Below are 25,387 nucleotides of genomic sequence, written 5' to 3' on the forward strand. Positions count from 1 at the left end.
AGCCGCGCCGTATCGGAGCCGGTGGGACTTGCTATGCAACGAGTTTCATAGAACGATCGGGGTCATGGCGCTCGAGCACGCGATCCTGGTGTCGCTCCTGGAGAAGCCGGGATCCGGCTATGAGCTGGCCCGGCGTTTCGACCGGTCCATCGGCTACTTCTGGACCGCGACCCACCAGCAGATCTACCGCGTGCTCAAGCGCATGGAGAACGACGGCTGGGTCGACGTCCGGGACGTCGTGCAGCAGGGCCGGCCGGACAAGAAGGAGTACTCGGTGGCCGACCTCGGCCGGGCCGCGCTGTCCTCGTGGCTGCACGACCCGATCGAGCCCGAGAGCGTCCGGCACGACCTGGCGGTGAAGATCCGCGGTGCCGCCTTCGACGACCCGGCCGCCCTGATCCGCGAGGTGGAGCGGCACCGGCAGGCGCACCGGGACCGGCTGACGCACTATCTCGCGGGTCAGGAGCGGGACTTCACCGGGCCCGAGGCGAGCGCGGCCGCTTCCGGTGCGCCGCCCGACGCGGAGCGAGAGCTCCAGCACGCGGTGCTGCGCGGCGGCATCGCGTACGAGCGGATGATGATCGACTGGCTGGACGACGTGCTGGTCACGCTGGCCCGCTTCGACACGAACCGCTGATCACCGCCGCGCCCGCGCCAGTTCCGCCTGCGCCCTCCTCCCCCGTGCCTTCTCCCCCGCGTCTCCTCCAGCCGCCGGCTTTCCGCTTGCCATCCGTCCATCGCCGAAAGGGGTCCTCACCATGGCGGACCAACTGCTCTTCAACCCGCGCACGTACGACCCCGCGCACTTCGACCCCGAGACACGCCGCTTGCTGCGTGCCACCGTCGACTGGTTCGAGGAGCGCGGGAAGCGGCAGCTGATCGAGGACTACCGGACCCGCGCGTGGCTCGGTGACTTCCTCGCCTTCGCCGCCAAGGAGAACCTGTTCGCCACCTTCCTGACGCCGTCGTCCGCCGCCGGGGACCACGAACCGGACAAGCGGTGGGACACCGCGCGTATCGCCGCGCTCAACGAGATCCTCGGCTTCTACGGCCTGGACTACTGGTACGCCTGGCAGGTCACCATCCTCGGCCTCGGCCCGGTCTGGCAGAGCGACAACGCCGCCGCCCGAGCGCGCGCCGCGGAACTCCTCGCCCAGGGAGAGGTGTTCGCGTTCGGCCTGTCCGAGAAGGCCCACGGCGCCGACATCTACTCCACCGACATGCTGCTCGAGCCCGACGGCCACGGCGGCTTCAGCGCCACCGGCTCCAAGTACTACATCGGCAACGGCAACGCCGCCGGACTCGTCTCCGTCTTCGGCCGCCGTACCGACATCGAGGGCCCCGACGGCTACGTGTTCTTCGCCGCCGACAGTCGTCATCCGGCCTACCACCTGGTCAAGAACGTCGTCGACTCGTCCAAGTTCGTCAGCGAGTTTCGCCTGGAGAACTACCCCGTCACACCCGAGGACGTGCTGCACACCGGGCGTGCCGCCTTCGACGCCGCTCTCAACACGGTCAACGTCGGCAAGTTCAACCTGTGCACCGCCTCGATCGGCATCTGCGAGCACGCAATGTACGAGGCCGTCACCCACGCCCACCACCGCATCCTGTACGGCCGCCCCGTCACCGCCTTCCCGCACGTGCGGCGCGAACTGACCGACGCCTACGTCAGGCTCGTCGGCATGAAGCTGTTCAGCGACCGCGCCGTCGACTACTTCCGCTCCGCCGGCCCCGACGACCGCCGCTACCTGCTCTTCAACCCGATGACGAAGATGAAGGTGACCACGGAGGGCGAGAAGGTCATCGACCTGATGTGGGACGTGATCGCGGCCAAGGGCTTCGAGAAGGACAACTACTTCGGCCAGGCGGCCGTGGAGATACGCGGCCTGCCGAAGCTGGAGGGCACGGTCCACGTCAACCTCGCTCTGATCCTGAAGTTCATGCGCAACCACCTCCTCGACCCGGCCGAGTACCCCGGCGTGCCGACCCGCCTCGACGCGGCCGACGACGACTTCCTGTTCCGGCAAGGACCGGCCCGCGGGCTGGGCTCGGTGCGCTTCCACGACTGGCGCCCCGCCTTCGAGGCGTACGCGCATCTGCCGAACGTCGCCCGCCTGCGCGAACAGGCCGACGCGCTCTGCGAGTTCGTCGCCACGGCCGCCCCCGACGCCGAGCAGAGCCGTGACCTCGACCTCGTCCTCGCGGTCGGCCAGCTCTTCGCGCTCGTCGTGCACGGGCAGCTCGTTCTGGAGCAGGCCGGCCTGACCGGACTCGACGAGGACGTGCTCGACGAACTCTTCGCCGTGCTCGTACGGGACTTCTCCGGGCACGCCGTCGAACTGCACGGCAAGGACTCGGCGTCCGAGCGGCAGCAGCAGTGGGCGCTGAGCTCCATCCGGCGTCCGGTCGTCGACGAGGCGCGCACGGACCGGGTCTGGCAGCGGGTCGAGGCGCTGTCCGGTGCGTACGAGATGGCCCCGTAGCCGGGACGTACGCCTCTCCGGTGGCCGGAGCACCGCAGTGCCCGGCCATCGGTCGGCCGGAGCACCGCGGGCGGGGGTGATCAGCGCAGTCCGGCGAAGAGGTCGTTCTCGGGCAGGGCCGCGCCGGTGTCGTCCTGGACGCGTACGAAGGTCTCGACACCCATCAGCTCGGTGAACCTCTCCTGGCCCATCTTGAGGAAGAAGATGTTCTCGCCCTGGCTGGCGTGTGCGGCCAGCGCGGCGAACTTCTCACCGCCGAACGCCGTGGTGTCCACCCAGGTGGTGATCTCCTCGTCGGGCAGGCCGATCTCGACCGGCGCGGCGGCCTCGGCCGGGTCCGGCTCCTGCCAGTCCGCGCCCGACTCACGCATGGCCTCCTCGAACCGCCGCAGCATCGAGCGGGGCGCCGTCGTCCAGTACACCTTGGGCACCGGCACGGTCATCGCCAGCGCCGCCATCGTGATGCGGTGTGCCTGGATGTGGTCGGGGTGGCCGTAGAAGCCGTTCTCGTCATAGGTCACGACCACATCGGGCCGATAGTGCCGCATGAGTTCCGCGAGCCGGGCAGCGCCCTCTTCCACGGGTGTCCGCCAGAAGGATCCCGGGGCGTCGTTGGTCGGCCAGCCCATCATCCCGGAGTCGGCGTAGTCCAGCGTCTCCAGGTGACCGACCTTCAGGATGTCGCAGCTCGCCTGGAGTTCCCGGCGCCGCATCGAGGCGACGGCTGCCGGGTCGTGCCCGGGCTCGCCCGGTTTGACACCGCCCGGTCCGTCACCGCACCTCCCGTCGGTGCACGTCACGAGGACCGTGCGGATGCCCTCCGCCGCGTAGCGCGCGAGGACACCTCCCGTTCCGGTGGCCTCGTCGTCGGGGTGGGCGTGGACGGCCATGAGCGTCAAGGGCCGGTCAGTCATGAAACTGTCCTCCTGCGTGAAAAGACATCGGTCCGAGTGCGGGGCGGGCCCACCGGCGGTCGGCCCGGCACCGGGCATCCCACGGACCCAACCGTGCTTCATGACCGGCTGTTCCCGCCGCACGGACTCTCCCGGTCCGTCCGTGGCACGCGCTCCCCGTCGGTGTCACGGCGTAGGCGAACGGCACCGCCCGGCGGGCCCAGCGTCACGGCGTGGGCCAACGGCACCGCCCGGCGGTCCCGGTGTCACGGCGCGGGCGAACGGCACCGCCCGGCGGTGCGGGGGACCGGCTCAGCCGCCGCGTCGTACCCGGGCCGCCTTGCGGGCCTCCGCCAGCGCGCGGGCCTCGCTGCTCTTGCGGGACGGCCTGCCACCGGAGCCGCTCTTCGCGTCCTTGGCGCTGCCCAGGCCGCGGAACGGGACGTTGTGGTTCTTGGGGCGCGTTGCGGCCGATCCGCCGTCGAGAGGCTCGCCGGAGGGAGCCTTGGCGCCGGTGATCCGGCTCAGTTCCGCCTCGCCGGACCGCACCTTGGTGACCTTGGGAGCGACGTCCGCGTCCGCCATGACCTGGCTCGCAGCACGGCGCTGTCCCGACAGGACGAGTGTCACGACGGTGCCGGAGCGGCCGGCCCGGGCCGTGCGGCCCGCGCGGTGCAGATAGTCCTTCGGGTCGGTGGCCGGGTCGACGTTGACCACGAGGTCGAGGTCGTCGATGTGCAGGCCGCGTGCGGCGACGTTCGTCGCCACCAGCGAGGTGATCTGCCCGTCCCTGAACTGGGCCAGGGTCCGGGTGCGCTGCGGCTGGGACTTCCCGCTGTGCAGGGCGGCCGCGGCCACGCCGTTGGCCCGCAGATGCCGCGTGAGCTGGTCGACGCCGTGCTTGGTGTCCAGGAACAGCAGGACGCGGCCGTCCCGGGCGGCGATCTCCGTGGTCACGGCGTACCGGTCGGGGCCGTGCACGACGAGGACGTGGTGCTCGATCGCGGAGACCGAGCTGGACGAGGGGTCCACGGAGTGGACGGCGGGGTCGCGCAGGTAGCGCCGCACCAGCTCGTCGACATCACGGTCGAGGGTGGCGGAGAACAGCATCCGCTGCCCATCGGGGCGCACCTGCTCCAGGATCTCGGTGACCTGCGGCAGGAACCCCATGTCACACATCTGGTCGGCCTCGTCCAGGACCGTGATGCGCACCTGTCCCAGTCGGCAGGCCTTGCGCTCGACGAGGTCGTGCAGCCGACCGGGCGTGGCGACGACGATCTCGGCGCCGTCCCGCAGCAGCGCGGTCTGCCGTCCGATGGACACTCCGCCCACCACCGTCGCGAGCCGCAGCCGCAGTGCCGCGGCGTACGGGGTGAGCGCCGCAGCGACCTGCTGCGCCAGTTCCCTGGTGGGTACGAGGACGAGTGCCGAGGGGGCTTTGGGCTGCGCGCGCTGTCCGGCGGTCCGGGCGAGCATCCCGAGACCGAAGGCGAGGGTCTTGCCGGATCCGGTGCGGCCCCGGCCCAGGACGTCCCGTCCCGCGAGGGCGTTCGGCAGCGCCGCCGCCTGGATGGGGAAGGGCACGCGCACACCGTGCTCGTCCAGTGCGCGCAGCATCTCGGCCGGCAGCCCCAGTTGTGCGAAGGACGTCACCGTGGGCGGCTCCGAAGCGGCGCCCGCCGCTTCGGGGACACGGTCCTGTTGCCGGGCGTCGGCACGTGCTGATTCGCTCACTGGAAGCCTTCCTCGACGGGACCGTACCGAGGAAGGCGCGGCGGGGACGCGGCCACCGGCCAGGGCGCCGAACGGCGCACCGGCACGGCGACGCAGCAAAGAGTCAACGCTAGCACAGCACACACCTCGGGCCTGCCACGGCCCGAGCCGCTCGGTCGGGGGACGGCAGCCGGGCCTGCCGGTGCGTGCGACGGACGACGTCGCGACCGGGCCGGACGCCGGCGGGGTGGAGCCGGGATCGTCCTGGCTCCACCCCGTGGCGCGGGCCTCTCACTGGAACTGTGCGAAGAACCTCCAGATCTCTCCCTTGGTCCAGGTGGTGACGCCGCTTTCGTTGGGCGAGCCGTCGACCGGACCGGGGATGTGGTCCCCGTCGAACGCGGCCCAGCGGACCGGGTAACCGGCACGGCAGCCCGCGTAGGCGGTGGTGATGTGCGTGCGGCTGCCCCGCGCGGGTTCGGGCGGGCTCTGTGGGGTGCAGCCGTTGTTGCCGACGAACCGGTCGCGCAGGGAGCGGCCCTGCGCGATGTTGAGCACGGAGTCGCCGACGCCGTGGATGCCGAGGTAGGCGATGGGCTGGGTACCACCGCTGCACCCGCTGATCTGAGCGCCGGATATGACCGCGACGGCCCGGAAGACGTTCGCCCGGCTGCACGCGAGTGCGTAGCTCATCCCGCCGCCCCAGCTGAATCCGGTGGCGAAGCGCTGTGCCGGGTCGACGCAGAGGCCGCTCTCGATGCGCCGGATCATGTCGTCGACGAAGGTGACGTCCTCACCGCCCGTGTTGGCCCAGCCGTTGCCCAGGCCCTGGGGGGCGACGAGGATCGCGGAGTTGTTCGACTGTTCCTGCTGGCCGTAGTAGGACCAGGCGCTGCCGCTCGTGCCGCCCGAGGCGACGTCGCCGGCGGTTCCGCCCCGCCAGTGGAAGGCGAAGATCAACCGGTAGCGGTGGTTGCTGTCGTAGGTGGCCGGGACCCTGAGGATGAAGCTGCGGCTCTTGCCGCCGCTCTGGATGGTGTGCGTTCCGCTCGCCAGGGCCGGGGCGCTGCCGCACGCGCCGCCGCCTCCGCCACCGGACGACAGTTTGATCATCTGCCATTGCTGGTTGGCGCCACCCCAGTCGGTGTACTGGACGACGTTGCCTCCGTCGGCCGTGGCGGCGCCCTGCACCTCCACCGCCTTGCCGCTGGCCCGGCTGATCAGCCGGACGTGGCCCGCGTCGGAGTCGGCCAGGCGGAACTGCTGGTTGGTCCCGTTGTGGTCGGCCCACTGCTGGATCGGGGCCCCGTCGGCGTTCGAGGCGCCGGACACGTCGAGGACCTTGCCCGAGTGGCGGGCCTTGAGCCGGTAGAAGCCGCCGCCGGAGTCCACGAACTGCCACTGCTGGCCGGCTCCGTCGTCGCGCGTGCGCTGGCTGACCCGCGCACCGTCGGCGGTGGACGAGCCGGTGACCTCCAGCGCCTTGCCGCTGTTGCGGTTGACCAGGGCGTACCAGGCCTGGGTGTCCACCGTCGCCGCCTCGGCGGGCGACGGGTGCACCGCGGCGAGCAGACCGGCCGCGAGGGTCGCGGCCGCCACGGCGGCGACCCGGGACCACCAGCGATGCCGTCGTGGAGGGGCGGCGGGGACCGCACCGTGGGGCTTCATCGATTCACCCTTCCGTCCGTGGTGGTGCCCATCAGGTGCGGGTCCAGCGCTGGTTGCCGCCGTTCGAGCACGTGGAGATCTGGATCAGGGTGCCGTTGGCGGTGCCGCCCGCGACGGAGTCGAGGCAGAGGCCGGACTGGACGCCGACGATGGTTCCGTCGGAGTTGAGGCGCCATTTCTGGTTGTCGCCGCCCCAGCAGCTGTAGATCTGGACCTTGGTGCCGTTGCCGGTGCCGGCGGCGTCCAGGCACTTGTTGCCGTAGACCCGGAGTTCACCGGCGTCGGTGTACGTCCACTGCTGGTTGCTGTTGCTGTGGCAGTCCCACAGCTGGAGCTGGGTGCCGTCGGCGGTGGCGGCACCGGGCACGTCCAGGCAGCGGCCCGATCCGACGCCCTTGATCTGTCCGGAACCCGAAGGGGGCGTGGAGGTACCGCCGTTGAGTGCGTTGAGGACGGCGGTGTAGGCGGGCTTCTTGCTGCCGTCGCCGTTGAACAGCAGGGGCGTCTGCTCCGACCGCCAGGAGTCGGTGTCGCGCACGCCCCAGACGGTGATGCCGAGGCAGCGCGGGACGGCCAGGCAGTCGTTGGTCACGCTGGCGTAGGTCGAGGCCGGGGCGCCCTGGATGTCGAGTTCGGTGATGGCCACGTCGACACCGAGGGCGGCGAAGTTCTGCAGTGTGGTGCGGAAGTTGCTGTTGTACGGGCTGCCGCTGTTGAAGTGCGACTGGAAGCCGACGCAGTCGATCGGCACACCGCGCTGCTTGAAGTCGCGGACCATGTTGTACATCGCCTGGGTCTTCGCCCAGGTCCAGTTCTCGACGTTGTAGTCGTTGTAACAGAGCTTGGCGGCCGGGTCGGCGGCGCGGGCGGTGCGGAAGGCGACCTCGATCCAGTCGTTGCCGGTGCGCTGCAGGTTGGAGTCGCGCCGGGCTCCCGAACTGCCGTCGGCGAAGGCCTCGTTCACGACGTCCCACTGGGCGATCCGGCCCTTGTAGTGCGCCATGACGCCGTTGATGTGGCCGATCATCGCCTGGCGCAGGGCGCTCCCGCTGAGGCTCTGCATCCAGCCGGGCTGCTGGGAGTGCCAGGCCAGCGTGTGACCGCGCACCTGCTTGCCGTTCTGCACCGCCCAGTTGAAGACGCGGTCGGCGGCGGCGAAGTTGAACTGTCCTCGCTGCGGTTCGGTGGCGTCGATCTTCATCTCGTTCTCGGCCGTCACCGAGTTGAACTCACGGTTCGCGATCGTCGTGTACGCCGAGTCGCCCAGTCTGCCCGAGGCGATGGCGGTGCCGAAGTAGCGGCCGCTCTGCGCCGCGGCGGCGCCGAGCGTGTTCTCGGCGGCGTGCGCGGGTGGCGCGACCAGTGCGGCGGCCGCGCCGAGGACGCCGACCAGCAGCGCCAGCAGCAGGCCGCGGATCCTCCGGCGGACAAGCGGTCCGGAAAGGGCGTACAAGCCCATGACTGTGCCTCCAAGGTGGACATCACGCAAGGACTGAAGTGCACGGACGACACCCGGCCGGCCGGGTTGGCTGACACTCGGCGGGCACCGGAACGGGGTGGCGCGCGCTTTCGGCGCGGTTCGTGATATCGAACCGCGTCCGGCTTCACAGACAGGGATGTTGAGGTGTTGACGATGCATCGTCAACACTTCCGGCAAGAGATGTTTCGATTGAAAGCCCGAAACCTTTCGAATAGCAGGTCGGGAGATACGATCGCCAAGCCCCAGGCGACGCCTTCCCCACTCAGACTCCTGAGGCACTGTTTGTGGACAGATCGGCTACAGCCCTTGACCGCGCGGCTCCGCATTTCTAGCTTGTGGCGTCAAAGCTTCCGGGAATACTTCGAAACATTCGAGATCGCGCCTGCCTCCAGGACCCCGTCCCCCCATAAGGAGCGCCCTCATGCGCCCAAGACGCTTACTCGCCGTGCTCGCGCCCTTGTTGCTCATGGCCGCGTTTCTCGGCGCCCAGCCCGCCGCCGCTGCGACCGTGGACCCCAATGCCTCGTACGTCCTGGTCAACCGCAACAGCGGCAAAGCCCTGGACGTCTACAACATGGCGACCGGCGACGGCGCCCGCATCACCCAGTGGACCAGGAACGACCAGAGCCAGCAGCAGTGGCAGTTCGTCGACTCCGGCGACGGCTATTACCGCATCAAGTCCCGCCATTCGGGCAAGGTACTGGACATCCAGAACCGGTCCACCGCGAACGGCGGCGCGATCGTGCAGTGGGCCGACCAGAACAGCACCAACCAGCAATGGCGGCTGGCCGACAGCTCGGACGGCTATGTGAGGCTCGTTTCGCGCCACAGCAACAAGGCCCTCGAAGTGCAGGGCGCCTCCACCGCCGACAACGCGAACATCGTGCAGTACGACGACTGGGGCGGCGCCAACCAGCAGTGGCAGCTCGTGAAGGCCGGCGCCGGCAACCCCGGCTCGTGCGACCTCCCGTCGTCCTACCGCTGGACGTCGACGGGCGCGCTGGCACAGCCCAAGCCGGGGTGGGTCTCGCTCAAGGACTTCACGGTCGTCCCCTACAACGGCAGGCAGCTCGTCTACGCGACGACGCACGACACGGGGACGAAGTGGGGCTCGATGAACTTCAGCCCCTTCACCAACTGGTCGGACATGGCCTCGGCCGGCCAGAACGCGATATCGGCCTCCACCGTCGCACCCACGCTCTTCTACTTCGCGCCGAAGAACATCTGGGTGCTCGCCTACCAGTGGGGCGGGACCGCCTTCTCGTACCGGACGTCGAGCGACCCCACCAACCCCAATGGCTGGTCCTCCCCGCAGGTGCTGTTCTCCGGAAGCATCTCCGGCTCCGGGACGGGGCCCATCGACCAGACGCTCATCGCCGACGGTTCGACCATGTACCTGTTCTTCGCCGGTGACAACGGCAAGATCTACCGGGCGAGCATGCCGATCGGGAACTTCCCGGGCAGCTTCGGCTCGACCTCGACCGTGGTCATGAGCGATACGACGAACAACCTGTTCGAAGCCCCGCAGGTCTACAAGCTCCAGGGCCAGAACCGCTACCTCATGATCGTCGAGGCGATCGGCTCGCAGGGCCGCTACTTCCGCTCGTTCACGGCCACCAGCCTCAACGGCTCCTGGACGCCCCAGGCCGCGACCGAGTCCAACCCCTTCGCCGGCAAGGCCAACAGCGGTGCCACCTGGACCAACGACATCAGCCACGGCGAACTGATCCGCACCGGCCCCGACCAGACCATGACCGTCGACCCCTGCAATCTGCAGCTGCTCTACCAGGGGCGCAGCCCGAACTCCGGCGGCGACTACGGTCTGCTGCCCTACCGCCCGGGTCTGCTGACGCTGCGGCGCTGACGGTGTGACGCGATTGCGGATCCGGCGGGGATCCGACGTGGCGGGCTCGGCGACAGGCCGAGCCCGCCCGTGTCACAGGGGTGCTCGGTTCCCGGAGAGACCGCCTGCGTGAACGCCGGGCCGGCCGACGCGCACGGAGCGGATACAGTGCGCGGGAAGGCAGGCCGGGCAGGGAGGGCAAGCGTGACCGACACGAGCGACACCCGGTCGGCCGGGGGTGCCACGCACCCTCCGCGGCAAAGCCGCCTGCACCGCCTGCTGCGCTACCTCCCGCTGATCGCCCCCGTCCTGCTGTGGGCCGTGCCCTGCTGGGTGCTCCTGCACGGCGGCCAGCACTGGCCGCTGAGCGCCACCCTGGCGGGCACCGCACTCTTCGCCTCCGGCCTCGTCGGCATGCCGGTGGCGATGGCGCGCGGCCACGGCCGGCGTCAGCAGGACCGGGCGGCGATCCTCGGCGACACCCTGCTGGGCGCGAGCTGGGTCCTGTTCACCTGGTCCGTTCTGCTCGGTGTCCTCCTGCGGCTCGCGCTGACCGTGGCCGGGGCGGGCGGGAGCCAGGACCGGGCCCGCATCGTCACGTGGACCGTCCTCGGCGTCACCGCTGTGCTGCTCGCCTGGGGCTACTTCGAGGCCCGCCGGGTGCCACGCGTCCGTCGGCTGGACCTGCGCCTTCCGCGGCTGGGGGCCGGACTGGACGGCACCCGAGTCGTCCTCATCACCGACACCCACTACGGCCCCCTCGATCGCGCGCGCTGGTCGGCACGGGTGTGCGAGACGGTGAACACGCTGGAGGCCGACCTGGTCTGCCACACCGGCGACATCGCGGACGGTACGGCGGAACGCCGCCGCGCCCAGGCGGCACCACTCGCAACGGTGCGGGCCACCCGGGCCCGGGTGTACGTCACCGGCAACCACGAGTACTACAGCGAGGCGCAGGGCTGGGTCGACCTGATGGACGAGTTGGGCTGGGAGCCGCTGCGCAACCGTCATGTGCTGCTCGAACGCGGAGGCGACACCCTCGTGGTCGCCGGGGTGGACGACGTGACCGCCGAGTCCTCCGGCCTGCCCGGCCACCGCGCCCACCTCGCCGACGCCCTGACCGGAGCCGACCCCGACCTGCCCGTCCTGCTGCTGGCACACCAGCCCAAGTTCATCGACCGCGCGGCGGCCGCCGGTGTCGACCTCCAGCTGTCCGGCCACACCCACGGCGGCCAGATCTGGCCGTTCCACCATCTGGTCCGCATCGACCAGCCCGCCCTCGCCGGCCTCAGCCATCACGGCCCCCGCACTCTTCTCTACACCAGCCGCGGCACCGGCTTCTGGGGTCCACCGTTCCGCCTCTTCGCCCCCAGTGAGATCACCCTGCTCGTGCTCCGCTCCCCGGCCCGACGCTGACCACGGGCGCCGTATTCCGTAACCCGCCGACGACGTCGTCCGCTTCACCGGAAATGCACTCCCGTTCGAGGGACGTCTTTCCGAGACAACGGGCAACGGCCGCCGACGAGAAGCGGATTCGTATGATTGCCGGCTTCGATCTTCATTCCTCTGCTTGGATTGCTTGTCGGTCGGCGAGCGTTCAGCAACGGCTCTGCGCTCCCCCAGTCATGCGAGGAGCAGGATGTGCCGCTGCCTGTGATTGTCGGTGCCGTTGTGTTGTCGGGGGCGATCGGGACGGCTGTCACCGTCCGTCAACTCAAGCGCCCGGCGAAGATCATCTTGCTCGGTGAAGGAATGAGCGGCAAGACCACGCTGCTCAACACCTGGCAAGGCAAGTGGGACGAGCCGGTGCACCGGACCCATCCGGCGGGCGAGTTCATCGGCAAGATCCGGCTGGAGACGGGGAAAAAGGTTCTCTGGGTCGACAAGCCGCTCACGTTCCGGAACGTCAAGGACTTCAGCGGAATGGACGAAATCCTCGACGCCTCGCGAGAAGGCGTGGAGGCGGCCCCCTACATCCTCTACCTCATCAAGGCACCCCAGCTCGAAGCGGATGAGGACACGCCCGGAGCGTCCGAGGCCTATGAGCGACTGATCGCGGACGCCGCCCGTATCAAGAGATACAGCGCCAAAATCAAAAAGGTCGTCCTCGTGATCACCTTCACCGACAAGGACTCCCGCTACGACCTCCTGGGCCATGCCGCCTATCTGTCCCGCGTGCGCGGGCAACTCAGCGACCTGATCAGCCTGTTGAGCGCGCGCAGCAAGACCAAGGTGGTGGCCGGCAGTCTCGCCACACCTGAGTCCGCCGAGCGCCTCGCGGGCGAAGTCATCCAGGCGATGCTGTGAGTGTCCGTCTCAAGCTGGTGTACGCGGAGTACGAGAGCGGCGAACCGCCCTTCGTCTGGTTCGACGGGAAGCGCCGACGGTCCGAGGAGAAGCGCACGGCGATCCAGTCGATCGGCAAGATCTGCCGGCGAGGGCGGGAACGCCGGGGTGAGGGCGGGCTGGTGGTGCGCCTCAAGGAGTCGCTGCTGATCCAGACGACGGTCGGCCTGAGCCACCACGGCAACGAACCTCAGGGCGTCGTCATCATCGTCAAAGGACCCGACTCCGCAGCCGACTGGGAGTCCGCAGTCACGGAACGGATCGCCGAAGTACTGCTCGACGGCAGGATCCGTGTGGATCGCGAGCAGTTCCGCTCCGTTCTCGCATGGGCCGCCCGGTCGAGGGTCGACGAGAAGAAGCAGGCTCTGAAGACCATGCTGGGAGGCCCGTTGGAGGCCGCCAGGACGAGAATGAAGCGAAACGACAAGCAGACAGATGGGGAACATGCGGATTCCGGATGAACTGGCCGATCGGCTGCTGACCGTGTCGCTGGAGGATTTCGTCCGCATCTCCGACGACGACCCGGAGCGGCTGCGCGACCATCGCATCACGATCGTGCCGGTCCCGTTGTTCGGCCGGTGGAAGCGTTTCCCCGAACTGCGGGAGACCGTCCTCCACCCCGATCTGGCCTATGTGCGCGATCGCGACTCCGCCCACCGTTATGTGGCAGCGGACAACGCGATTCAGGGTACGGCGTTGCGGAAGTGCCGTCTCGCACTCAAGGTGTGCAAGGAACTCGGGGCAAAGTCGCTGCATGTCATGGAGTCCCGGGCGGATTCGGGGAAGTTCAGTGTCGACCACGAGTACACCGCTCAGGCGCGGGCCAGGCGGGACGGAGAGAACGGAAAGAGGACACCGAAAGCCGGCCTGTCCGTGGAGGAACAGAATGCGGTCAACCTCGCTGCCCACCTGCGCCACGATCTGAAGCTGACCATCGAGGCGGAAGGCAACTGGCCGGGCCACGCGCCGTCGATCGCAGGAGCCCGCGAGGTCCTGGACGGATACGACCCGAGCGATGTCGAAGACCTGCGTATCTTCATCGAGCAGCGGGACGGGGCGCACAACGTCTCGACGAGCCTGTCCCTCGTGGTCAATCTGCTCAGCGAACTGAATCGCGACTTCGATCTGTTCTGCAAGACCGCAGCCGGTCTCGAAGCCACGCTCGGGCGCCGCACGGCGAAGGCCGAGGCGAGCATGAGCAACACCTTCAAGATCCAGTTCGAGAGAACGAGGAGGGTATCGCTCGCCCTCAAAGTCGAGTTCTGAACCCGCAGGTCCGCCGGGACCGGGGTCGCAGCCCCGTCCCGGCGCGCAGCGCCCCTGCCGTGCCCTACCTCAGGTGTCCGACCGTGATGCGGTACTCGGCGCCCGGGGTGATCGCCGCATTGCCGCTCAGTCCCGGCGCGGCCGGGCAGGCACCGGCCGGGAAGGTGATGATGCCGGCGCCGGCAACGGGACCGGCGGCCCGGTCGTAGACGATCAGTTCCGGGAGTGTGGTGGTGTCCGTGCCGCCGTCGTCGTCGGTGACGGTGACGGCCGGGCGGTGGATGCCCGCCTCGTCGTAGACGTGTGCGGCGCGGCAGCCGGAGCCGCCCTGGAGGGTCCACTCGGGCGTGCCCGCCCCGGGTGGGAGGACTGCGGCGGCGTGGCCGGTACCGCGGGCGCTCGGCCCGGCCCGGTGTTTCGGTGACGCGGCGGACGCCGTCGTGGGCGTGCTCAGTCGCCCCTCGTGGCCACAACGGCCCAGGTGCGGTGCGGGACGTGGACCACCTCGCCGGGGAAACGCTCGCGCAGCACACGGCCGAGGGCGTCGTCGAAGCGCTGCACCTCGTCCGGCGGCAGGCTGGCGCCGACGCCGGCGCTGGCCCGGATCCGGCCCCGCCACGCCTCGGGCGGGTACGGCACGGTCAGGTCGAAGGAGAAGGTCTCGATGCCGGTGAAACCGGCGGTGGCCAGATCGGTCAGCCAGCGCGGGTACAGCCCCGTCCCGCCGCCCAGGGCCCAGGCCGGGTTGAAGGAGAGGATCAGCTCCTCGGTCGCCTCGACCACGTTGCCCGGCAGGGACAGCCAGTCGAAGTGGGCGACGACCACCCGCCCGCCCGGACGCAGCAGCCGCCTCACCTCGGCCGCGGCCCTCGGCGCGTCGAACCAGTGCCAGCACTGCCCGGCCGCCACCACGTCGTACGACGCGTCCGGCAGCCCCGTCGACTCGGCCGTGCCGACGCGGTAGTCGATCTCCACCCCGGCTTCCCCGTCGAGCTCACGGGCCTGTTCGAGCAGCGGCGCGGCCGGGTCCACGCCCGTCACCCGCGCCCCCGCCTGCGCGAACAGCCGGGCCAGTGCACCGGTGCCGGTGCCGAGGTCGAGTACGTCCTTGCCGGGGAAGGCGATGCCGTGCCGATAGAGGTGCGTCACGATCTGCGGCGGGAATCCGGCGCGGTGGCGGCCGTAGTCCTGCGCGGTGAGCCCGAAGTCAGGACGGAAGCTGCTGGTCATGGCGGGGCTCCTGGAGGGCTGTGCGTCGGCAGGCGGCGTCCAGGCTGCCATCCGTGACGTTGATCGACAAGATGACGGCCGCCGCACGGATCACGAACCTGACCTGCCCGGAGCGGGCCGGGGGAAGCGGCAGGGCGACGGGGCGAAGGGGCCAACGCGGTGTCCCACGGCTGTGTCGAGCGGCCGGGGGGAGGGGGGTTCGGCCATGCTGGGGCAGGTCGCGCCCCTTCCCACGACAAGGAGCCTCCCATGGCCACGGACCCGCTCGGACGATTCCTGGCAGCTCTGGACCCGGAGCACCGCGAGGCGGTCGGTGCCAGGCCCCGCGAGGAGCAGGAACGCCTCGCGGCCGCCTGGGAACGGGAACTGGAGGCGGACGACGAGCTCGACACCCTCGACGAACTGTCGCCGCCCGCGGCCGAGGCCGAGGCCGCACGCCGGGTCCTGGAACGCGAGGACGGCTGAAACGCCCCGAGCGAGCCGGCGCGCAGCGCCCGGGGGCGAAGCCGCGCGAAACCCGCCGCCTTCGTCGCTTCCGGAACAGGTACGTCGCCGTGTCCCCGCCCCGGAAACGGATGTGTCCGTGATCCGTAACAGACGGATCCACCGGGCCTCTTCCGCCCTCTTGCCGTATGCACGGGCTCCACGGCGACGGCGAAGGAACGGAAGACATGGTGCGAAGCGGCGGACGGGGATGGTACGCCAAAGTGGCGGCGGCGGCGCTCGGGGTGACCGCGGTGGCGGGCCTGACCTCGTTCTGGAACGCGCAACTCGGTTCCGCCGAAGGGCGACCCGCCCAGGGCGTCGCGGCGCCGCCCGCCCCGTCGCAGGGCCGCAAGGCGACGCCCGTGTCGGCCGACATCGCGCACGCCTCGGACGCGGGCGGGCGCGGCGTCAACATCACCATCGACGACGGCCCGGACCCCGTGTGGACGCCCGAGGTGCTGCGGGTGCTGCGGGACAACGGCGTGAAGGCCACGTTCTGCATGGTGGGCGAGCAGGCCAAGGCCCACCCGGACATGGTCAAGGCGGTGGTGGCGGCCGGGCACCGGCTCTGTGACCACACGGTCTCGCACGACGTCACCATGGACCACAAGCCCACGTCGTACCAGTCCCGGCAGATCCTGGACGCCGAGCGCATGATCACCGAGGCGTCCGGAGGCGTCCGCCCGCAGTACTACCGGGCGCCCGGGGGTGCCTTCACCCCCTACAGCCGTCGCCTCGCCGCGTCCCACGGCATGCGCCCGCTCGGCTGGAACGTCGACTCCAAGGACTTCGAGCGCCCCGGCGCGAACGCCATCGTCGCCACCGTGAAGAACGAGATCGCCAACGGCCCGACCCTCCTCTTCCACGACGCGGGAGGAGACCGGGCCCAGACCGTCGCCGCCCTGCGCGAGGTGCTGCCGTGGCTGAAGGGCCAGGGTTACTCCTTCGGTTTCCCCGAGCGGCAGGCGCAGGCACAGTAGGAGGACCCGGCACCACGGCTCCCCCGGCACAGCGGACGGTGCCGATGCCGCGCGCTTCCCGCTCGCGGACGGTGTGCCGGACGCCCGTCGGCAGCCCGGTGCGGCGTCAGGTCGCGGAAGCGGCGCCGTTCGCGCTCCCCCCGGGGGGTCCGCCGGCCCGGGACGGTACCGGCCTTCGGGGGAAATACGGGCCCGCTCCGCGCTTGTGCGGCTGCCGGGTGGTACGGGCATGAGATGTCGACGCCCTCCGATCCCCCCGCCTCGGCGCTGCCGCGCCCGGACGACGCCGAGTCCCGCGTGCCGGACGTGCTGCGCACGGCGGCCGCGTACGCGTGGCGGCTCATCGCCGTCGGCATCGTCGTCCGGGTCGCCTTCTCCGTGCTCGGGCAGTTCCACCGGATCGCCGTCGCCGTGTTCCTCGGTCTCGTCATCACGGCGGTCCTGCGGCCCGTGGCGGGGCGGCTGGCCCGCGTCATGCCCCGGCCGCTCGCGGTGGCCGTCGCCGTCATCGGCGGCATCGTGCTCGTCCTCGGGGTGCTGGCTCTGGTGGGAGAGACCGTGGCGGACCAGCGGACCGGGCTGGAGAAGGAGTTCGTGGCGGGAGTCGACCGGATCGAACGGCGTCTGGAGGACCCGCCCTTCAGGCTCCCGGCGCACGCGTTCGACGACCTCCAGTCCCGCATCGGCAAGCTCCTGTCGGACCACCGTTCCGCCCTCATCAGTACGGCGCTCAGCGGCGCGAGCCGGCTGGTGGAGGTGCTGACCGTGCTCGCGCTGGCCCTGTTCTGCGCGGTCTTCTTCACGCACTCCGGCGAGAAGCAGTGGCAGTGGCTGTGCGACCAGCTCCCCCGCCGGGCCCGGCAGCGGTTCGCGGTCGGGGCGGAGGCCGCCTGGCGGACCTTCACCGGATACACGCACGGCATTCTGCTGGTGGCGGCGACCAACGCGGTCCTCGTGGGCATCGCGCTGTTCGCGCTCGGGGTGCCACTCGCCGTGCCGTTGGCCCTGCTGGAGTTCGTGGCCGCCTTCATCCCCCTGATCGGCTCGCCCATCGCGCTGGCGATCGCGGCGGTCGTCGCCCTGGCGTCGAAGGGCCCGCTCATCGCCCTGGTGGTCGTCGCGCTGATCGTGGTCATCGGCCAGATCGAGGGACACGTGCTGCATCCCGTCGTGATGAGCTGGGCCGTGCGGCTCCACCCGGTGGTGGTCGCCCTGGCGGTGGTCGGCGGGGCGGTCGCGGCGGGGGTGATCGGGGCGGTGGTGGCCGTGCCCCTGGTGGCCGTGGTGTGGTCCGTGTACCAGGCGCTGCGGGGCCCCGCGGGCGAAGCCGCCTGAGTGCCCCGGGGTGCGCCCGTTCCGGCTCACCCCGATCGCGCGACACGCCATGTCGCGACACGCCGTGCTCTGTGGGGGAACGAGCCGGAGGGTGCCCGGGGCTCAGGCGACGGCCGACAGCCGCGTCATCAGGCGTCGTTCCTCCTCGGCGAGTTCGTGCACGAGCTTCGACGCCTGTGCGAGGGGGGCGCGCTCGCCGGTCGTTCCCGCCTCGTGGAGGAGCTGCGCCACCCGGGTCCAGTTCCTCGACACCAGGCGGTACGCGTCCGCCAGGTCGCCGAACTCGGCCGCGCCGGTGAGACCGGCGGTCTCGGCGAGGAAGTCCGCCCACAGGGTGCGGAAGAGGCCGCCGCCGGTTCCGCCTTCCTCCATGATCGTGGCCATCTCGACGAGCGCCTCCCGGGGCGCTGCGAGGTCGTCGATCCAGCCGGGCATCAGATCGGCTGCCTTGTGCATGCCCTTGAAGCCCAGGTTGGCGATCGGCGGGTTGAGGAAGTTCTCCGCCGTCGTCCTCACGGCTCGGCGGGCGGCCTCGCCCAGGTCGGGCAGCGGGCCGTCCGGAGGGGCGATGGTGAAGGACAGGTTGCGTGAACTCATGGGGCCCCGGGCGCCACGCGCACGCGCCAGGGACTCGCCGGAGGCCCACCGCAGCCCCAAGGGCCTGGTCTCGACGAGGGCGAAGCTGTCGCCGTCGCGGCCGACGCAGGCGACGTAGTGGGCCGCGAACCGGTAGTCGTCCGTGGAGTAGTCGAGCTCGTAGCGGTCCAGCTTGAGACCGACCGCCGTCCCCGAGTCGAGGTCCCGCAGCAGTTGCTCGCGGGCCCGCTTGCCGGAGGAGGTCTCCCTGACCGTCAGGCGCAGCCCGAGCGCCTCGGTGACCTGCGCGGTCAGGCGGTCCGGCTTGACGCGGCCGCCGAGGAACGGCGCCGGCATCCGCTTGCTGCGCCAGTAGGTGAAGGACAAACCGCTGCCGAGGCCGAAGACGAGTGGCTCCGACAGGTCGACACCCCGTTGCCGGAGGAGGTTGACCAGGGAGGTCGATTCGCAGTGGTGACCGACGTACGGCTGCCCGTCGACGAGTAACACGGCTCGCTGCTCCTTCGGTTGGCGGTTCCTCACGTACCGGCCCGCCGGGTCCGCCCGGGGGGCTCCTTGCCCAGCGCCATCAGGGACGTCCGCGTCTGCGGATCCATCTTCTCGACCGCGTAGCGGAAGGTGGTGCGCGCCATGTCGCCGTGCCACGTGCGCAGGAACGCGGCCACCTCGTCCTGATGGACCTCGGCGGTGACCTTGAGCAGCCATCCGCAGCCCTTCTGCACGTACACGTCCTCGTCGTGCATGAGCCGGGTGCAGTTGTCGAAGACGTGCGACAGGGGCAGTTCGAACACCGTCCGTCCCACGGTGCGCCGGACGAACTTCACGACGGCCACGTTGGCGGCGCGTCGCGCCCAGGGCGACGGGGACGCGACCCAGCGCCGCGTCCGCGGGATCCGGTCGAGGTGTCCGAGGAAGTACGGGTACAGCAGCTTCAGGCAGAGGTCGTCGCACTGCGCCCAGTTGGACACGTACGTGGCGAGCCAGTGCTCGCAGCGGTCGAGGAGTTCGTCACCCAGCCCGGTCCGCGCGACCTTGTGCAGCAGCGCGAAACCCAGCAGGACGTCCTCATGGTGCGCGGCACGCGACAGCACCTCTTCCGTCAGGGCCAGGCGCGTCGCCGGGGGGACGTCGGGCCGGGCGCGGACAAATCCGCTCGCGAGCTCGACGACGGAGGCGTTGCTCACGCCCAGGGCGTCGATCCCCTGGGGGAAGTACCGCCGCGTCCCAGCCGCGACCTCCGCGTCGGCCCGTGCCGCCAGGGATGCCAGAAGGTCCCCGGCCGCGGCTGTGACGTCCATGGCCCGGTCCCTCCCTCACCTCGATCCCGGACTGGGAGAGACCGACGTGATCAGGATCGGCCTCGGCGCCCGTTCGGCAGCGGTCAGATTCGCCCAGATCCGGCTCGGGTTCAAGTACCGCGCCGTGCCCCGGGCGGCCGTCGGCGGCCGAGGGGCCCCGGTCCGCGGCAGAAGCGCAGGCCCGCGCCGTATCATCGCGCGGTGGGCACTGGGGTGGGGATCACGGCGCCGTTCGGCCGGCTGCTGCGCACGCTCCGGCAGGGCCGCCGGCTGACGATCGAGGAACTGGCCGAGGCCTCGGGCATCTCCGGGCGAGCCATCGGTGACATGGAGCGGGGCCGGAGCCGGCGCCCGCACCGCAGCACCGTCACCGCGCTCGCGCAAGGGCTGGGTCTGGACGAGGCGGCGCACGCCGGCCTTCTCGCGGCCGCCCGCGCGGCTCGCCCCGGAGCACGGGCCGCCGAGGCGGTCAGGGCGTCGGCCCACACCCTCCCGAGGGGGGTGCGGGACTTCGTCGGCCGGCAGGCGGAACTGGCCGAACTGCGGGCTCTCGTGCGGGAGGCCGCCGAGGGCCGGTCGGGGGCGCCGCCGGTGGCCGTGGTGTCCGGCCCGCCGGGGAGCGGGAAGACCTCGCTGGCGGTTCGGCTGGCCGAGGAGCCGTCGGCGCCCTGCCCCGACGGGGCGTTCCTGGTGGACCTGCGCGGTCTGGACGAGCGGCCCCCGTCCGCGGAGCAGGCCGTGGCGGGCCTGCTGGGCACCTGGGGTGTCGGGGACGCCGAGCTGGCCCGGCTGACCGCCGAGGAGCGTCTGGCCCGCTACCACGAGGTCGCCGCGGGGCTTGATGCCGTTCTGGTGCTGGACAACGCGGGCGGTGAGGCCCAGGTCAGGCCATTGCTGCCGCGCGCGGGACGACTGCTCGTGGTGGTGACGAGCCGCCGTACGCTCGCCGGTCTGGAGGGGGTGCGGCGCATCGCGCTCGGGACGCTGCGCCCGAGGGAGTCCGCCGCGCTGCTGCGTGCCGTGGTGGGCGCCGGACGCGTGGACGCCGAACCGGGGGCCGCGGACCTCGTGGCCGGGCTGTGCGGGCATCTGCCGCTGGCGTTGCGGGTGGCCGCGAACTGGGCCGCCACCCGCACCCATTGGAGCCTGGAGCGGCTGGCGGGCCGACTCGTGGACGAGGACCGGCGGCTGGACGCGCTCAGCGCGGGCGACCTGAAGGTCAACTCCGCCTTCGCGCTGTCCTGTTCCCGGCTCGCACCCGAGGCCGCCCGGATGTTCCGCTTGCTTTCGCTGCTGCCGGGCGGGGACTTCGGCGCGGCCACGGCCGCCGTGCTCGCGGACGTGCCTCCGGCGGACGCCGAGGACCTTCTTGAGGAACTGCTGGAGGCCGGGCTGCTCATGACGTCCCGTCAGGACCGTTACCGGCTGCACGACCTGCTGCGTCTGTACGCGGCGGCCCGTCGCCGCACGGAGGACGGGGAGGAGGGATCGCTCGCCGCCCGGTCCCGGCTGCGGCACTGGCTGCTGGACACGGCCGTCCTCGCCGGCCGCTGGCACGAGCCGGACTACGGCAGACCCCCCGAGGACCCGGACCGGCTGGTCGCCCTGGACGACCGCGAGCAGGCGGCACGCTGGATCAGAGCCGAGGGCGACACCTGGCTGGCCGCGTTCCGCGAGGCCGCGGCCCTCGGCGAGCACACACGGGTCGTGGAGGTCGCTGAGGCCATGCACTGGTTCAGCGACCACTGGGTCTCGTGGGGCCACTGGGTCGAGGTCTACGAGCGGGCCGCCACGGCCGCGGCGGCTCTGCGGGACGCCGCACTGGAGGCGACCCACCGCAACTATCTCGCCTGGGCGTACTGGGCCTGCGCCCGCCGGCACGAGGAGGCGGCGGAGGCGGCCACGAGCGCGCTGCGACTCGCCCGGGCGGGTGGCAGCACCCTCCAGGAGGCCTGGGCGTACGCCTATCTCGGCTGGCTGCGGGACGCCGTGGACGATCTGCCGCTCGCCGCCGATCACTACCTGCGCGCAGCGCGGCTGTTCACGGCGGCGGACGACGTCAACGGCTACCTCCAGGTCTCCTGCGGGATGATCCGGGTACTGCGCGGGGCGGGGCGCGCGCAGGCGGCCGTGGATACCTGCCGGGGCATCATGGACGCGCTCGCGGATCCCCGCCACCAGGACCGGATTCCGCCCAACGTGCGGGAGTTCACCGCCCTGTCGGCGCTCTACGCGGTGTCGTTCGTGCATCTCGACGAGGAGCGGTGGGAGGAGGCCGTCGACGCGCTTCGGTCCATCCGCGGGCAGTTCGACGCCCGCGGATGGCACAAGCAGGCGGGCAAGGTCCATCTGCATCTGGCCCACGCGCTGGCCCGGCTCGGCGAGCGGGCCGAGGCCGCCGCCGAGTACCGTGCCGTGCTCGCGCTGGACGCACGCGTACCCGCGGACGTGCGGGACGACGCGCGCGCGGGTCTCGCCGCACTGGCCGCGGGCCGGCCGGCGCCGCTCGCCCGGTTCGCGCAGTGAGGCGCCTCAGCCTCGCCGGCCGGTCGCGGAGGCGAAGCCCAGCCAGGTGTGGCGGTTGTTCCACCAGCACCAGCCGACCTTGGGGGCGTTGCGGCGCTCGCGGCCGTCCCTGCCGGTGCCGTTGCTGATCCACAGGGCCGGGGTGCGGGCGTCCAGGGCGCCGTTGGACTTGCGCAGCCGGGAGCCGATGGTCATGAAGCAGAGGTTGCGCTCCAGGGCCTCGGGCTGCTGGAGCACCCAGTGGATCCCCTCGGTGAGCACCAGCGGGGTGCGGTCCTCCTTGGTGAGGGCGGGCAGGGCCTCGTCCGGGGACCAGTTGGACATGTGGTCCCCGCGGTCGACGCCGGTGACGAAGTAGAGCGGGGTGTCGGGCAGGTCGAGGTCGGTCGGGGCGAACTCGTCGACGTCGGGCATGTCGACGACGACGAAGCCCGGTTTGCCGTCGCGGCGGAGCAGCGGGGTGAGGGCGGAGGCGGGGGCCCGGTCCGGGTGTACGGCCAGGAGGGCCCCGTCACCGCCACCGCCGGCCCCGGCTTCCGCGGCGAACGTGCGGATGTCCTCAGCGGACAGCCCGCCGATCTCGTGCACCCCCAGCTCGATCAGCCGCTCGGCCTGCGCGCTCAGCGGCGGGAGTGCGGGGAGGGCGGTCGACGGGTCGGGCGTGGTTGCGGGCACGGTACTCCTCGGGTCGGTGATGCGGGCGAACTCGGCAGCGGGACCTCGGGCGTGCGCACTCGGGCGTTCCCTGACGAGCGAACTCGAGCGTGCGCACTCGGGCGTTCCCTGACGAGCGAACTCGAGCGTGCGCACTCGGGCGTTCCCGGGCGAGCGAACTCGAGCGTGCGTACCCGGGTGTTCCCGGGCGAGCGAACTCGGGCGTTCGTACCCGGGCGTTCCCGGGCGAGCGAACTCGGCGTTCGTACCCGGGCGTTCCCGAAGCCGCGAACTCGGGTGTGCCGACTCGGGCATTGCCGGGAGCGCGAGCTCGAATGTGCGAACTCATGGGCAACGAGCCGGTCCTTCGGGACGTTCCCGCTCCACCGTGTCCGCGCTCCCGGCACCAGCGCCCGCGTCCGCGCCCACACCCGCGCCCCCGCCTTGCCCCGTCCTCTCTCCGGAGAAGCCGTAGCGCTGCCACTCGCTGGGCGTCATCCCGTACGCCGCCCGGAAGGAACGGCTGAAGTGGCTCGGGCTGGTGAACCCCCAGCGTCCGGCGACGGCCGCTACTCCGGGTCCCGGCGCCGGGGGACGCAGCAGGTCCCGGCGGCACCGCTCCAGCCGCTGCGTCCGGATCCACTCCCCCACCGTCACACCCTCCGACTGGAACAGCTTGTGCAGGTAGCGGACGGACATGCGGTGCGCCGTGGCGATCCCGGGCGGTGCCAGCGCGGGGTCGGCGAGGTGGCGCGCGATGTGGTCCTTGACCCGGACGAGGGTGGCCGCGGCGGTCTCGGGGGCCTGGGGGGCGAAGCGGCCGCTCCGTTCGTTGATCAGCAGCGCCAGCAGGTCGAGGGCGGTGGCCGCGAACTGGCGGCCGGTGAAGGCGTCGAGCCGCCCCGCTTCACGCGCCAGACGCGCGAAGTAGGTCCCCACCAGGGCGGCGCTGCCCTCCCGGCCGGAGAAGGCCGTGGCGGTGAGCGCCCGCAGGTCCTCGTCGCGCACCCGGAGGTCCGCGCGGGGGAAGTGGAAGGAGGTGAAGCAGAACGCGCCCCGCACCTGCTTGCGGAACGCCCGGGAGGAGTCGGAGAGGGAGAAGTCGCCCGGTCCGATGAGGGCCTCCCGCCCGTCCTGCTCCTTGAGGGCGCTGCCGTGCCGCTGCAGGGTGAGGATGAGGAATTCCTTGCCGTCCCGGGCGAGCCGTCTGCTGCGCGTCACGACCTGCGGGCCCGCCTGCACCTGCGAGACGCCCAAGGAGCCCAGCCGGTGGCTGACGATGCTGCCGGGCGACGGATCGTCCTCGAGAAGGCGCACGTCGAGCGGGATGAAGGTTCGCGACACCGCGTGGTGCCAGCGCTCACCCCGGTCGGCCGCCGGCAGTGACGCGGTGGAAAGGACGACGGACACCTGGATTCCCCCCTGGGCATCAGCACGCACCCCGGCGTGGTCGGAGGCCCGGGCGGCGTCGAAGGCCGGCAGCTGGGTGCGCTGACGGCCTTCGACGATGTCACCACGCCGCCCCGGGGCGGTCCAGGAAGAATCGGAGGAAGAATCGCATCACTCGGCCAGGCCCGTCCGATTACTCGGCCGGTCCCGCCACTTGGTTGGTCCGATTACTCGGCCGGTCCGGTCACTCGGCCGGTCCGGTCACTTGGCCAGGAAGGCGAGGAGCGCCTCGTTGACCTCCTCCGCGTGGGTCCAGAGCAGACCGTGCGGTGCGCCCTCGATCTCCACGTAGTCCGCGGCCGGCAGGGCCTTGCGGAAGGGCCGCGCGGTCCCCTCCACGGGCAGGATCCGGTCGCCCGTGCCGTGCAGGATGAGGGCCGGCACGTCGATCGCCGGGATGTCGGCGCGGAAGTCGGTGTACCAGGTCGCGGGGGCGGCGGCCGCGGCGAAGAAACCCCCGGCGGCGGCGACGTCCCAGCTGCGGCGGACGGCCTCCTCGCTGATCCGCGTACCGAGGTTCTCGTCGAGGTTGTAGAAGTCCTTGTAGAAGTCCGTGTAGTACGCGTAGCGGTCGGCCTTCACGGCGGCGACGACCCCGTCGAAGAACTCCTTGGGGGCAACTCCGTCCGGATTGTCGCCGGACTTGAGCAGGCAGGGCTCCAGCGAGGCGAGGAAGGCGACCTTGGCGACCCGGTCCGTGCCGTAGCGGGACACGTACCGGGCGACCTCGCCGGTGCCCATCGAGAAGCCGACGAGGACGGCGTCCCGCAGGTCGAGGGTCTCCATCACGGTGTTCAGGTCGGCCGCGAAAGTGTCGTAGTCGTAGCCGGTGGTGGGCTGGGAGGACTGGCCGAAACCACGCCGGTCGTAGGTGATCACGCGGTGGCCGGCGTCGAGCAGGACGGCGCTCTGCCGCTCCCACGAGTGCCCGTCGAGCGGGAAGCCGTGGATGAGGACGACCGGCTGCCCGGATCCGTGGTCCTCGTAGTACAGGTCGATGGCGGTGGAGTTCTCCTGGCCCACGGTGATGTACGGCATGTGCTGCTTCCTCGTTTCCGAGCGGCTGGTGCAAGGGACCCGGCCACGGTAGGACGGGGCCGTGGTCGCCGATTGCCGTACGGCGCACGGGTGGTTGACCGA

General features: G+C 71.2%; 21 protein-coding genes. 11 read left to right on the plus strand and 10 right to left on the minus strand.

Annotation, left to right across the window (positions count from 1 at the left end):
• Nucleotides 1-64: 64 nt before the first annotated feature.
• Complete coding sequence (locus ACFV20_RS06130) at nucleotides 65-637, plus strand: PadR family transcriptional regulator (RefSeq protein ID WP_385652929.1); 573 nt, start codon at nucleotides 65-67, stop codon at nucleotides 635-637.
• 121 nt (nucleotides 638-758) lie between these two features.
• The gene (locus tag ACFV20_RS06135) at nucleotides 759-2,483 is read left to right on the plus strand and encodes an acyl-CoA dehydrogenase family protein (RefSeq protein ID WP_385652932.1); all 1,725 of its coding nucleotides are present in this window, start codon (nucleotides 759-761) and stop codon (nucleotides 2,481-2,483) included.
• A gap of 80 nt (nucleotides 2,484-2,563) precedes the next feature.
• On the opposite strand, the gene ACFV20_RS06140 is transcribed toward ACFV20_RS06135, so the two are convergent.
• From ACFV20_RS06140 to ACFV20_RS06155, 4 genes are all read right to left on the minus strand, one after another.
• Nucleotides 2,564-3,397 (minus strand): PIG-L family deacetylase, encoded by an 834-nt coding sequence (locus tag ACFV20_RS06140; protein WP_385652933.1) that lies wholly within the window; start codon nucleotides 3,395-3,397, stop codon nucleotides 2,564-2,566.
• A 291-nt stretch (nucleotides 3,398-3,688) separates the two neighbouring features.
• Complete coding sequence (locus tag ACFV20_RS06145) at nucleotides 3,689-5,110, minus strand: DEAD/DEAH box helicase (RefSeq protein ID WP_385652935.1); 1,422 nt, start codon at nucleotides 5,108-5,110, stop codon at nucleotides 3,689-3,691.
• A gap of 270 nt (nucleotides 5,111-5,380) precedes the next feature.
• Nucleotides 5,381-6,688, minus strand: coding sequence for an RICIN domain-containing protein (locus ACFV20_RS06150; RefSeq protein WP_385653189.1), 1,308 nt, complete (start codon nucleotides 6,686-6,688; stop codon nucleotides 5,381-5,383).
• A gap of 100 nt (nucleotides 6,689-6,788) precedes the next feature.
• Complete coding sequence (locus ACFV20_RS06155) at nucleotides 6,789-8,216, minus strand: endo-1,4-beta-xylanase (RefSeq protein WP_385652937.1); 1,428 nt, start codon at nucleotides 8,214-8,216, stop codon at nucleotides 6,789-6,791.
• 442 nt (nucleotides 8,217-8,658) lie between these two features.
• Between ACFV20_RS06155 and ACFV20_RS06160 the strand changes: the two genes are divergently transcribed.
• The 5 genes from ACFV20_RS06160 (at nucleotide 8,659) to ACFV20_RS06180 (ending at nucleotide 13,692) form a co-directional block, all read left to right on the plus strand.
• Complete coding sequence (locus ACFV20_RS06160) at nucleotides 8,659-10,101, plus strand: non-reducing end alpha-L-arabinofuranosidase family hydrolase (protein ID WP_385652938.1); 1,443 nt, start codon at nucleotides 8,659-8,661, stop codon at nucleotides 10,099-10,101.
• Nucleotides 10,102-10,284: 183 nt separating this feature from the next.
• A complete protein-coding gene (locus ACFV20_RS06165) occupies nucleotides 10,285-11,496 on the plus strand; it encodes a metallophosphoesterase (RefSeq protein ID WP_385652941.1) in 1,212 nt (403 codons plus the stop codon).
• Nucleotides 11,497-11,721: 225 nt separating this feature from the next.
• Nucleotides 11,722-12,387, plus strand: coding sequence for a Rab family GTPase (locus tag ACFV20_RS06170; protein WP_385652943.1), 666 nt, complete (start codon nucleotides 11,722-11,724; stop codon nucleotides 12,385-12,387).
• Nucleotides 12,384-12,887 (plus strand): hypothetical protein, encoded by a 504-nt coding sequence (locus tag ACFV20_RS06175; RefSeq protein ID WP_385652945.1) that lies wholly within the window; start codon nucleotides 12,384-12,386, stop codon nucleotides 12,885-12,887. The genes ACFV20_RS06170 and ACFV20_RS06175 overlap by 4 nt, the downstream gene beginning before the upstream one ends.
• On the plus strand, nucleotides 12,871-13,692 hold the full coding sequence (locus ACFV20_RS06180) for a hypothetical protein (protein ID WP_385652947.1): 822 nt from the start codon (nucleotides 12,871-12,873) through the stop codon (nucleotides 13,690-13,692). Before ACFV20_RS06175 ends, ACFV20_RS06180 begins: the two co-directional genes overlap by 17 nt.
• Before the next feature lie 450 nt (nucleotides 13,693-14,142).
• Here ACFV20_RS06180 and ACFV20_RS06185 read toward each other — a convergent pair whose 3' ends face one another.
• Nucleotides 14,143-14,922, minus strand: coding sequence for a class I SAM-dependent methyltransferase (locus tag ACFV20_RS06185; protein WP_385652948.1), 780 nt, complete (start codon nucleotides 14,920-14,922; stop codon nucleotides 14,143-14,145).
• Between the two features lie 249 nt (nucleotides 14,923-15,171).
• Between ACFV20_RS06185 and ACFV20_RS06190 the strand changes: the two genes are divergently transcribed.
• From ACFV20_RS06190 to ACFV20_RS06200, 3 genes are all read left to right on the plus strand, one after another.
• A complete protein-coding gene (locus ACFV20_RS06190) occupies nucleotides 15,172-15,387 on the plus strand; it encodes a hypothetical protein (RefSeq protein ID WP_385652950.1) in 216 nt (71 codons plus the stop codon).
• Nucleotides 15,388-15,593: 206 nt separating this feature from the next.
• The gene (locus ACFV20_RS06195) at nucleotides 15,594-16,388 is read left to right on the plus strand and encodes a polysaccharide deacetylase family protein (protein WP_385652953.1); all 795 of its coding nucleotides are present in this window, start codon (nucleotides 15,594-15,596) and stop codon (nucleotides 16,386-16,388) included.
• A gap of 234 nt (nucleotides 16,389-16,622) precedes the next feature.
• Nucleotides 16,623-17,723, plus strand: a complete 1,101-nt coding sequence (locus tag ACFV20_RS06200) for an AI-2E family transporter (RefSeq protein ID WP_385652956.1) — start codon at nucleotides 16,623-16,625, stop codon at nucleotides 17,721-17,723.
• Between the two features lie 102 nt (nucleotides 17,724-17,825).
• On the opposite strand, the gene ACFV20_RS06205 is transcribed toward ACFV20_RS06200, so the two are convergent.
• Both ACFV20_RS06205 and ACFV20_RS06210 read right to left on the minus strand, forming a co-directional pair.
• Complete coding sequence (locus ACFV20_RS06205) at nucleotides 17,826-18,809, minus strand: BtrH N-terminal domain-containing protein (RefSeq protein WP_385652958.1); 984 nt, start codon at nucleotides 18,807-18,809, stop codon at nucleotides 17,826-17,828.
• A 29-nt stretch (nucleotides 18,810-18,838) separates the two neighbouring features.
• Complete coding sequence (locus tag ACFV20_RS06210) at nucleotides 18,839-19,618, minus strand: DNA alkylation repair protein (RefSeq protein ID WP_385652960.1); 780 nt, start codon at nucleotides 19,616-19,618, stop codon at nucleotides 18,839-18,841.
• A gap of 201 nt (nucleotides 19,619-19,819) precedes the next feature.
• On the opposite strand from ACFV20_RS06210, the gene ACFV20_RS06215 reads away from it, so the two are divergent.
• Nucleotides 19,820-22,144 (plus strand): helix-turn-helix domain-containing protein, encoded by a 2,325-nt coding sequence (locus ACFV20_RS06215; RefSeq protein ID WP_385652963.1) that lies wholly within the window; start codon nucleotides 19,820-19,822, stop codon nucleotides 22,142-22,144.
• A 6-nt stretch (nucleotides 22,145-22,150) separates the two neighbouring features.
• Here ACFV20_RS06215 and ACFV20_RS06220 read toward each other — a convergent pair whose 3' ends face one another.
• From ACFV20_RS06220 to ACFV20_RS06230, 3 genes are all read right to left on the minus strand, one after another.
• A complete protein-coding gene (locus tag ACFV20_RS06220; RefSeq protein WP_385652966.1) occupies nucleotides 22,151-22,819 on the minus strand; it encodes a DUF5701 family protein in 669 nt (222 codons plus the stop codon).
• Nucleotides 22,820-23,143: 324 nt separating this feature from the next.
• A complete protein-coding gene (locus ACFV20_RS06225) occupies nucleotides 23,144-24,208 on the minus strand; it encodes a helix-turn-helix domain-containing protein (protein WP_385652968.1) in 1,065 nt (354 codons plus the stop codon).
• Between the two features lie 240 nt (nucleotides 24,209-24,448).
• Nucleotides 24,449-25,285, minus strand: coding sequence for an alpha/beta fold hydrolase (locus ACFV20_RS06230; RefSeq protein ID WP_385652971.1), 837 nt, complete (start codon nucleotides 25,283-25,285; stop codon nucleotides 24,449-24,451).
• Between the last annotated feature and the right edge of the window lie 102 nt (nucleotides 25,286-25,387).

The sequence above is a fragment of the Streptomyces sp. NPDC059696 genome (genome assembly GCF_042733745.1).
Classification (GTDB): Bacteria; Actinomycetota; Actinomycetes; order Streptomycetales; family Streptomycetaceae; genus Streptomyces.